A 7880-nucleotide genomic window follows, 5' to 3' on the forward strand; every position below is an offset into this window, starting at 1 on the left:
GGGCTCGGGTAGCCCGGCATCAGCTCACTGCTCAACGCGACGACGAAGCCCCCGCAGCCCCCGCAGCCCTCGTCCACGGCGAAGCCGCCGAAGCCGCCCAAGACGGATGGCAAGCACACCGGACGGGCGACCTTCCAATCGACGGGCATGGGGTCGTGCGGACAGGTCAGCAACGACCGCGACCTGGTCGTCGCGTTGAGCAGTGAGCTGATGCCGGGCTACCCGAGCCCCAACTGCGGCAAGAAGATACGCATCTCGTACAAGGGGAAGTCCGTGGACGTGACCGTCACCGACACGAGCCCCGGTTCCGGGCGGTACGACCTCGACCTCTCCCCCGCTGCCTTCGACCGGCTCGGCGACCGCTCCCAGGGCACGCTGTACGGGGTCACCTGGAAGTTCCTCTGACGGCCACCCGTTGCGGGACCTCGGCCCCCTGCCCCCGCGGTACTCGGGCCCGCCGCTCGCCGCGGACACCGTGATGTCGGAGCTGACGGCGGTCCTGGCACAGGAGGGCGTGGCGGTGGCGCGGGAGCAGTTCGGCGCACGGGGCAGGCGTTCGGAACGCCTCTCCGGTCGCCACGCCCCGGAATCCGTGCACGCCGCCCTGAAGGCGGTGTGCACGCCGGCCCGTACCGAGCACGGCCGGCAGGACGGCCCCGCGGTCACGGGCGGCAGGGCGATGACCCTGACGAAGGGCAACCGGACGGCCGTTATCGCCTTCCCCGGCAAGCCGGCCCAAGGCCTCCCGGCGCCGGTCATCGTCTCCCTGACGTACACCGACGGGGCCGCCGTCCCGGTCACGCCCCCGGCCGGCCCAGCCGCGGGGTGAGGGGGCGCGGCGCGGCGCTGAGCCCCCGTCAGCCGAGCATCAAGACGGCCGCCAGGCACACAGCAAGGCTGACGTTCGCGAGAACGAGGGACAGCCATTCCATGAGGCCGATCCGCCACCGGTTGCGGGCCGACAGCCGCCAGTCGTGCACCGTCGTGGCGATGCCGAGCAGCAGCAGCGGCACCCACAGCAGTGCCCACCACGACCACACGGCGGTGTGGCGGAGTATGACGGCAACGAGCGCGAAGATGAGGCAGGGCATCGTCCATGTCGTCTTCTGGGGCTCTGCGCGTCCTGTGCCTGATGTCGTGTCCACGGCTCTCGGACCCTCTCGGCTCGTGGGGCGGTACGGTGCCCGGCCAGAGGAGGTTCCGGGCGTCGGAGCGCGAAGGTAACGGAGCCGACCGGCCTTGCCCAAAGCTTTGCGGCGGCGCTCCGCAGCATGTCGGCCACTGCCGCGGAACGGGTCCGGCGGCGCGGCGGCGGCAGGCAACCGCCGCGGCGCCCCGCTGCTCTTGGTACGTGGACGCGGCCGCGCGGAAGCCCGGCCTGCGACGACCACTGCCACAGGGGGAACCGTGCGGTTCGACTTCGACGAGAACGAACCCCAGGACGTCCGCGACGCGCGGCTCGCCGCCGAGCGGGCAGCGACCCGGGCGGCGCGCAACGCCGAGCCGGTCCGGGACTTCCGGGGTGCGAGCGTCGGGGCGGCGATCGTCGCCGCGGCCCTGGTGGCCCTCGGCTGGTTCGGCCGCTACGGCACGCTCGGCGTCGTGGCGGGCGTCTTCGCCTGCTGGTTCGGCGCCGCCCTCGCCTGGTTCCACTCCGAGGGGGACCGCGGCCGGCATGCCTTGCAGCGCGCCTGCAAGGCGACCTTCGGGTGGGGCGACGGGTTCTGATCCCTCCGAGGTCCGCGGGGCACGGCCCCATCCCGGCCGGGCTCAGGCGGTACGGGTCGCGGGAGCGTCCTGAGGGAGGCGGGCGCGCAGGGTGTCGGCGAAGTCCTCCGCGCGGGAGAGCTGGATGCGGAGTTTCTCGACCTGTTCGTCGGCTGCCTGCCGGTAGGCGCGTACGCGGTCCAGGAGCGCCCCGCGTTCCTCCGCGTCGAGCACGGCGCCGCCGTCGAGGCGGTCGGTGGCGTCCAGGAGGTCGCGCATCTGGTCGAGGGTGAAACCGAGCGGCTTCATGCGGCGGATGACCATGAGGCGGGCGACGTCGCCCTCGGTGTAGAGGCGGAAGCCGCCCTGAGAGCGGGCGGACGGGGTGACGAGGCCCGTCTCCTCGTAGTGGCGGATGGTGCGCAGGGACAGTTCGGTCCGGTTGGCCACCTCGCCGATCTGCATGTGCGGGGCGGGGGCGTCGCCGGTGTCCTTGCCGCCGGTGCCGGTGCCGGTGCCGGTGCGGCGGGCGTCGCTGCCGCCGGTGTCGCTGCCGCGCGTGTCCTTGCCGCCGTTGTCGTCCACGCCCGTGGTCCTCCGGTCCTTCTGCGCCCCGTCGGCCCCCTGCCCGGGTGGGCGGGTCGGTGGTCGGGCGGGCGCCGCCGATCCCTACTCTAACGTTAGGGTAGAGTTGTCGGCGGCCGGGGCGGCCCGACGCCGTCCTGCCGTTGCCGTGTCGGGGCCGACGGCGCCCCCGGAGAAGGCCGGATTCCACAGGAGAGCAGCGTGCGCGAGCCCTTGGCGTCCGGCGCCGCCGTCTGTCCGCCGTGACGTTCCGCCGCAGGTCGTGAGCCCGGGCGCGGGCCGGCCGGCACCGACGGTACGGTCGGCGCCGCTCCTGCGGCTCCCTCCCCGCTCCCCCGCCTCCGGTTCCGCTCAGCGGGGCCGCCCGCGGTGCGCCGGCCCGGCCGCCGCCTCCTCCGCGTGCCCCGGCTGCCGATCGGGGCGTGCCCGAGTACGACAGGTCTGCCCTCCTTGTCCCCTGCTGCCCCTGCGGTCTCCGGCGTGTCCGCCGCCGACCCCGCCGCCGATCCCGACGCCCCCGACGTGTCCGTGAGGGCGCGCCTGCGGCGTCTGCGCCGCCTGAAGCCCGAGTGGATCTCCGATCCGAAGGTGTGGCGGACCGAGATCCTCGCCGGTCTCGTCGTCGGCCTGGCCCTGATACCCGAGGCGATCTCCTTCTCGATCATCGCCGGTGTCGATCCGGCGCTCGGCCTGTTCGCCTCGTTCACCATGGCCGTCACCATCGCCGTCGTCGGCGGACGGCGGGCCATGATCTCCGCGGCGACCGGCGCCGTGGCCCTCGTGATCGCCCCGCTCAGCCGCGAGCACGGCGTCGGGCACCTCGTCGCCGCCGTCATCCTCGCCGGCGTCTTCCAGGTGGTGCTGGGCGCGCTCGGCGTGGCACGGCTGATGCGGTTCATTCCGCGTTCGGTGATGGTCGGCTTCGTCAACTCCCTCTCCATCCTGGTCTTCATGGCGCAGGTGCCGGAGATGCGGGACGTGCCGTGGGCCGTGTACCCGCTGATCGCGGGCGGCCTGGCGCTGATGGTGTTCTTCCCGCGGATCACGACGGCCGTCCCGGCGCCGCTGGTCTCCATCGCGGCCCTCACCCTGATCACGGTGGCGGCGGGGATCGCCGTACCGACCGTCGGCGACAAGGGCGCGCTGCCGTCGTCGCTGCCGGTGCCGGGCCTGCCGGATGTCCCGTACACGTGGGAGACCCTGGCGACGGTCGCCCCGTACGCGCTCGCGGTGGCGCTGGTCGGCCTGATGGAGTCGCTGATGACAGCGAAGCTCGTCGACGACATCACCGACACCCGCTCGAACAAAACGCGCGAGTCGGTGGGGCAGGGCATCGCGAACATCGTCACCGGCTTCTTCGGCGGCATGGGCGGCTGCGCGATGATCGGCCAGACGATGATCAACGTGAAGGTGTCGGGCGCCCGTACCCGCCTGTCGACGTTCATGGCCGGTGTGTTCCTGATGGTGCTGTGCATCGTCTTCGGGCCGGTCGTGTCGGAGATCCCCATGGGCGCCCTCGTCGCCGTCATGATCATGGTGTCGGTGGCGACGTTCGACTGGCACTCCGTCGCCCCGCGGACGCTGCGGCGGATGCCCGCCGGGGAGACGGTGGTGATGCTGGTCACGGTGGTGTGCGTGGTCGCGACGCACAACCTCGCGGTGGGTGTCGTCACCGGCTGCCTGTGCGCCATGGCCGTCTTCGCCAAGCGCGTCGCCCGGCAGGCCGAGGTCGCCTCGGTGACCGACCCGGACGGCACCCGCGTCGTCCACCGCGTGTCCGGTGCGCTGTTCTTCGCCTCGGCGGGGGACTTCGTCGGGCGGTTCGACTACGCGGGCGATCCGGAACGCGTCGTCATCGACCTGTCGGCCGCCCACGTCTGGGACGCGACCTCCGTGGCAGCGCTCGACACCGTGACGGCGAAGTACGCGCAGCGCGGCAAGACGGTCGAGATCGTCGGCCTCAACGGGCCGAGCGCCCACCTCCACGGCAGGCTGAGCGGCGAACTCCCCGTGGGGTGACCGGGGGCTGGGCCCAGCCGAAACTGCCGGGTCGTCGTGCCCGGCCCTGCACTGCCCCCGGATCGGCTCAGTTCGGCTAAGTTCAGCTCAGTTCGAATCGGTTCGGAACGGTTCGGATCGGGTCAGACCGGGTCAGCTGCGGAGGGTGGCGGAGGGGCTGCTTCCGTAGCGGCGGCGGTACGCGGCCGCGAAGCGGCCGGTGTGCGCGAAGCCCCAGCGCGCGGCGACCGCCGAAACGGTGGCGCCCGTCGACGGGTCGGCGGCTGCCAGGTCGGCGTGCGCGGCTGCCAGGCGTACGTCTCGCAGATACGCCAGCGGGGTCGTACCGGCGTGCCGGGAGAAGGCGTACTGCAGGGCCCGCGGGGTGACGTGGGCGGCGGCGGAGATGTCTGCGAGGGAGATGTCGCGGTCGGCGTTGTCCTCGATGAACGCGATGGCGCGGCGGAGAGTTCCCGGGCCGGCGTCCCGGCCGTCGGCGGGAGCCGGGCCCGGGCCGCCGCCCGGCGCGAGGCCGTCGGGCCCGAGGGTGCTGGGCAGCGTGGCCAGGGCGGTGGCGGCGAGGAGCTGCGCGGCACTGCCCAGCACCAGTTCGGTCCGCAGCTGCCCGGGCAACGCGGCGATGTGCGCGAGATGGGCGAGGGTGCCGGCGAGCTGCCGGCCGGCCTGCGCGCTCAGCGGACTGCGGCCGGTCAGGCGCACGGGCTTGCGGTCCCGGGCACCGCGGGCGGCGACCCGCGTGAGGAGGCCGGGGTCGAAGAGCACCGCGGTCTGGCGCACGGAGTGCAGGGAGCCGCGGTAGGGGCGGTCCGGGGTGGCGTGGAGGAAGGTGTCGCCGGGTCCGAAGGTGGTGGCGGGGCCGGTGTCGTCCGCGTCCACGGACACCGTTCCGGAGCGGACCGTCGCCACGCAGACCCGGCCGAGGGGTTGCGCCGCGTACCGCATGGCGAAGCCGATCTCCAGCTCGTTCACGCTGAAGCCGGGTGTGGTCCGGCGCATCAGCCGGGTGCTGGTCGGGCCGTCGCCGTCCGCCGTGGAGATCCGTACTGCCGTGTAGGTGCCGGAGAGGAAGGCCTCGGTCTCGTCCAGGTCCCTGCTGTGGAACACCAGTGGCTCCATCGGCTTCTCCACCCGTTCGTCGAACGGCCCGCGGGGAGGCGCGGGCGGATCCCGATCGTCCTTGCGCGTCGGACCCTACGCCTGGCGGGACATGCCGGGGGCACAGTCGCATGAGACGGCCGGCCCCGGCAGGCGGCGACGGCAACGCGATCCGGTGGGCCTTCCGCCCCGGAGGGACGGAAGCCGCTGCTGGGGCGTGGGCAGCGGCGGGAAGTGCTTCGGCATCGGCTACTTGAGCGTGGTTCCCGGAGCGGACGAGCGGTTCGATGCCGTCCGGGGCCATCACTCGTTCGGCCGACGCGTCGCGTCGCCGTCGCCGTTGCTGTCGCCGCCGTCGCCGTCGCCGTCGCCGTCGCCGTCGCGGGGAGACCTCCCGCTACAGGCCGCGATCCGGGAAGAGCGCCCCGAGGCGTGGGGTGCGCCTCCACCCGGGCGGGGTGGAGGCGGGCAGGGCCCGGAGAGGACGCAATGAAACGCCCTCCGCCCCTCCGACCAATCAAGGGATGGAGGGCACCGTCCGGAGCCCCCCCGTCATTGAGGAGGCACCGAGTGAACAGCCCACGCCACGAGACCGGATCAGCAGGCATGCGGCCGGGCCATCCCGTCCGCGCATCCCGCTTGGAGGCAGTCCGATGACCAGCAGGCCCCACGCGTTCGAGGACCGGCTCAAAGCGGCGCTCCTGTCCCGGATGCCCGCCGAGCCGGCCCCCACCCCGGCCCGTACGTTCGCCAAGCGGTACGGCATACCCCTCGCCGTGGCGTCGGTGACGGTGGTCACCGCCGGCCTGGTGGCCCTGCCCGCCCTCGGCTCGCCCCAGGCAGGGCACACCGCGGGTTCCCCTACAGCCGCGCCTTCGGTCTCGTCGTCGGCCGCGGTGGGTGTGCGCCGTTCCCCCGACGGCTCCCTGCTGGTCGCGCTGCCCACCACCGAATCCCTGCCGGGTGTGGTGGAGGAGCTGCGCAGGCAGGGGGTGAAGGTGGCGGTGGTCGACAGGAAGCCGGTGTCCGAGTGCGCGCATCCGGGCGGCGGCTACCTAGGCCCCGGGGTGTCCCCCTACGACCCGGCGGAGCCGCTCCTCGGCCCCGGCCCCGGCCCGGGGCCGGGGCCGGCAGCCGACGGGCCTGCCCTGAGGATCAACGACCGCTCCGTCCCCGCCGGCCACACCCTGGTCTTCGCCAAGCCGTACAGGCCGGCACCGGCGCCGGTGGGCGTCGGGGCCACGCCGGTGGGCGTCGGGGTCATAGCCGACGCGAAGGTACCGCCCTGCGAACGGGACTACGGCCGGCCCGGCACCGGCGCCGGAGCGGGGCTCCTGGACGCCCGGAGCACGCCGATACCGTGACGCCGCCCCTGCCTCGCTGCCCGGCTGCGGTCGGCTGGGACACGGGGGTGCCCAGCCGCCCGGGGCAGCAGCGCCGTATGGGCGGCGAGTTGACGGTGCAACCGAAGGGAGCTGCGGCCGGAGGGAGCTGCGTCCGGAGGGAGCTGCGTCCGGGCGAACGGAAGAAGCGGTCTCAGGCGGATTCGCCGGTGAGGCAGGCATGGCAGAGGCAGCGGTCCGGGTGGGGGCTGCCGGGGGCCGTCGCGGCGCGGAACCGCCGTGCGTACCGTTCCAGCTCCGCCGACACCTCTGCCGCGCGCTCGGCTGCGAAGCCCTCGGGGTTCCGCGTCTCACCCAGGCGCTCCAGGGCACGCGGCGTGTGAACGAGTTTGGGACGGAATCCGTGGAGGTGCCGCGTCGCCGTATCGATCACGATCCACCGGCTGCTGTGGCGTGCGCGCCCGATCACCGTGACCCGGTCGCCGCCGGGACCCCAGTGGGCGCAGGCGACGTACACCTTCGCTCCGCCCCGGAAGTGCTTCGTTCCCGCGCGCAGTTCGCTGCCGTCGGGGGCCGCACCGGCGCCAGGCCACCACGTTCGCCGCCACCAGCCACGCGGGTTCGCGCGCGAGGTGCGAATCGTCCACGGGTCGCCCTTCACACTGTCCTGCCGGTGTCGCGGCGGCCGCCGCGGCCGGTGCGCTGAGGCCGGCGGATGGTCGCGGGGCTCCGGCTGCCGGAGCGACGGTCAGCATACGGGGACGGTCCAGTCCGTGTTGGTGGGTGGGGTCTGGCCGGGGGCGTCGCCGTTCATGAAGGTGTTGGCCACCGCGTAGTAGCGGCCGTTCCACGGGCTGCCGGCGATGCGGTACCACCAGCCGTCGGGGTTGGCGGTCTTCATCTCGGGCGCGTAGACCCGGCACTGCACCTCCACCCGGCTGTGGGCCGGGATCCGCTCCCCCGGGCCGCTCACGGCATGCGGGTCGGTGAACGTCGGGGATCCGTGCCGTCCGCTCTGCTGGGTGATGGTGCGCCCGGCCGGCGACGGAGCGGGCGTGCTGCCGGCCGGGCGCACCATCACCCAGCAGAGCGGACGGCACGGATCCCCGACGTTCACCGACCCGCATGCCG

At 73.8% G+C, this 7880-nt stretch carries 10 protein-coding genes; 5 read left to right on the top strand and 5 right to left on the bottom strand.

What is annotated here, in order from left to right; translation table 11 throughout:
- Positions 1 to 147: 147 nt before the first annotated feature.
- Positions 148 to 405: an RlpA-like double-psi beta-barrel domain-containing protein gene (locus EF903_RS24600; protein WP_125546645.1), complete on the top strand. Its 258-nt coding sequence runs from the start codon at positions 148 to 150 to the stop codon at positions 403 to 405.
- A gap of 73 nt (positions 406 to 478) precedes the next feature.
- A complete protein-coding gene (locus tag EF903_RS24605; RefSeq protein ID WP_125546647.1) occupies positions 479 to 829 on the top strand; it encodes a hypothetical protein in 351 nt (116 codons plus the stop codon).
- A gap of 28 nt (positions 830 to 857) precedes the next feature.
- On the opposite strand, the gene EF903_RS24610 is transcribed toward EF903_RS24605, so the two are convergent.
- Positions 858 to 1091 (bottom strand): hypothetical protein, encoded by a 234-nt coding sequence (locus EF903_RS24610; RefSeq protein WP_125546649.1) that lies wholly within the window; start codon positions 1089 to 1091, stop codon positions 858 to 860.
- Between the two features lie 316 nt (positions 1092 to 1407).
- Between EF903_RS24610 and EF903_RS24615 the strand changes: the two genes are divergently transcribed.
- On the top strand, positions 1408 to 1728 hold the full coding sequence (locus EF903_RS24615) for a hypothetical protein (RefSeq protein WP_125546651.1): 321 nt from the start codon (positions 1408 to 1410) through the stop codon (positions 1726 to 1728).
- A 42-nt stretch (positions 1729 to 1770) separates the two neighbouring features.
- Here the strand turns inward: EF903_RS24615 and EF903_RS24620 are convergent, their stop codons facing one another.
- Positions 1771 to 2172 carry a MerR family transcriptional regulator gene (locus tag EF903_RS24620; protein WP_125546659.1) on the bottom strand — a complete coding sequence of 134 codons (402 nt, stop codon included), beginning with the start codon at positions 2170 to 2172 and terminating at the stop codon, positions 1771 to 1773.
- Between the two features lie 642 nt (positions 2173 to 2814).
- Here EF903_RS24620 and EF903_RS24625 point away from each other — a divergent pair.
- Positions 2815 to 4311: a SulP family inorganic anion transporter gene (locus tag EF903_RS24625; RefSeq protein ID WP_185902799.1), complete on the top strand. Its 1497-nt coding sequence runs from the start codon at positions 2815 to 2817 to the stop codon at positions 4309 to 4311.
- 132 nt (positions 4312 to 4443) lie between these two features.
- On the opposite strand, the gene EF903_RS24630 is transcribed toward EF903_RS24625, so the two are convergent.
- Positions 4444 to 5427: a helix-turn-helix transcriptional regulator gene (locus tag EF903_RS24630; protein ID WP_125546653.1), complete on the bottom strand. Its 984-nt coding sequence runs from the start codon at positions 5425 to 5427 to the stop codon at positions 4444 to 4446.
- A 632-nt stretch (positions 5428 to 6059) separates the two neighbouring features.
- Between EF903_RS24630 and EF903_RS24635 the strand changes: the two genes are divergently transcribed.
- On the top strand, positions 6060 to 6770 hold the full coding sequence (locus tag EF903_RS24635) for a hypothetical protein (protein ID WP_125546655.1): 711 nt from the start codon (positions 6060 to 6062) through the stop codon (positions 6768 to 6770).
- Between the two features lie 172 nt (positions 6771 to 6942).
- Here the strand turns inward: EF903_RS24635 and EF903_RS24640 are convergent, their stop codons facing one another.
- Together EF903_RS24640 and EF903_RS24645 are read right to left on the bottom strand one after the other, a co-directional pair.
- The gene (locus EF903_RS24640) at positions 6943 to 7410 is read right to left on the bottom strand and encodes a hypothetical protein (protein ID WP_260615866.1); all 468 of its coding nucleotides are present in this window, start codon (positions 7408 to 7410) and stop codon (positions 6943 to 6945) included.
- An 87-nt stretch (positions 7411 to 7497) separates the two neighbouring features.
- A partial coding sequence (locus EF903_RS24645; RefSeq protein WP_221888767.1) for a hypothetical protein occupies positions 7498 to 7880 on the bottom strand: 383 nt, incomplete at its 5' end.

It is taken from the genome of Streptomyces sp. WAC05292, from assembly GCF_003949955.1.
In the GTDB taxonomy this organism is placed as follows: Bacteria; Actinomycetota; Actinomycetes; order Streptomycetales; family Streptomycetaceae; genus Streptomyces; species Streptomyces globosus.

Excerpts from the sequence above, each read along its gene's own strand:
- EF903_RS24600 (WP_125546645.1), top strand. The coding sequence starts at position 148 with ATGGGGTCGTGCGGACAGGTCAGCAACGACCGCGACCTGGTCGTCGCG.
- EF903_RS24635 (WP_125546655.1), top strand. The coding sequence starts at position 6,060 with ATGACCAGCAGGCCCCACGCGTTCGAGGACCGGCTCAAAGCGGCGCTC.
- EF903_RS24630 (WP_125546653.1), bottom strand. The coding sequence starts at position 5,427 with ATGGAGCCACTGGTGTTCCACAGCAGGGACCTGGACGAGACCGAGGCC.
- EF903_RS24620 (WP_125546659.1), bottom strand. The coding sequence starts at position 2,172 with ATGCAGATCGGCGAGGTGGCCAACCGGACCGAACTGTCCCTGCGCACC.
- EF903_RS24605 (WP_125546647.1), top strand. The coding sequence starts at position 479 with ATGTCGGAGCTGACGGCGGTCCTGGCACAGGAGGGCGTGGCGGTGGCG.
- EF903_RS24610 (WP_125546649.1), bottom strand. The coding sequence starts at position 1,091 with ATGCCCTGCCTCATCTTCGCGCTCGTTGCCGTCATACTCCGCCACACC.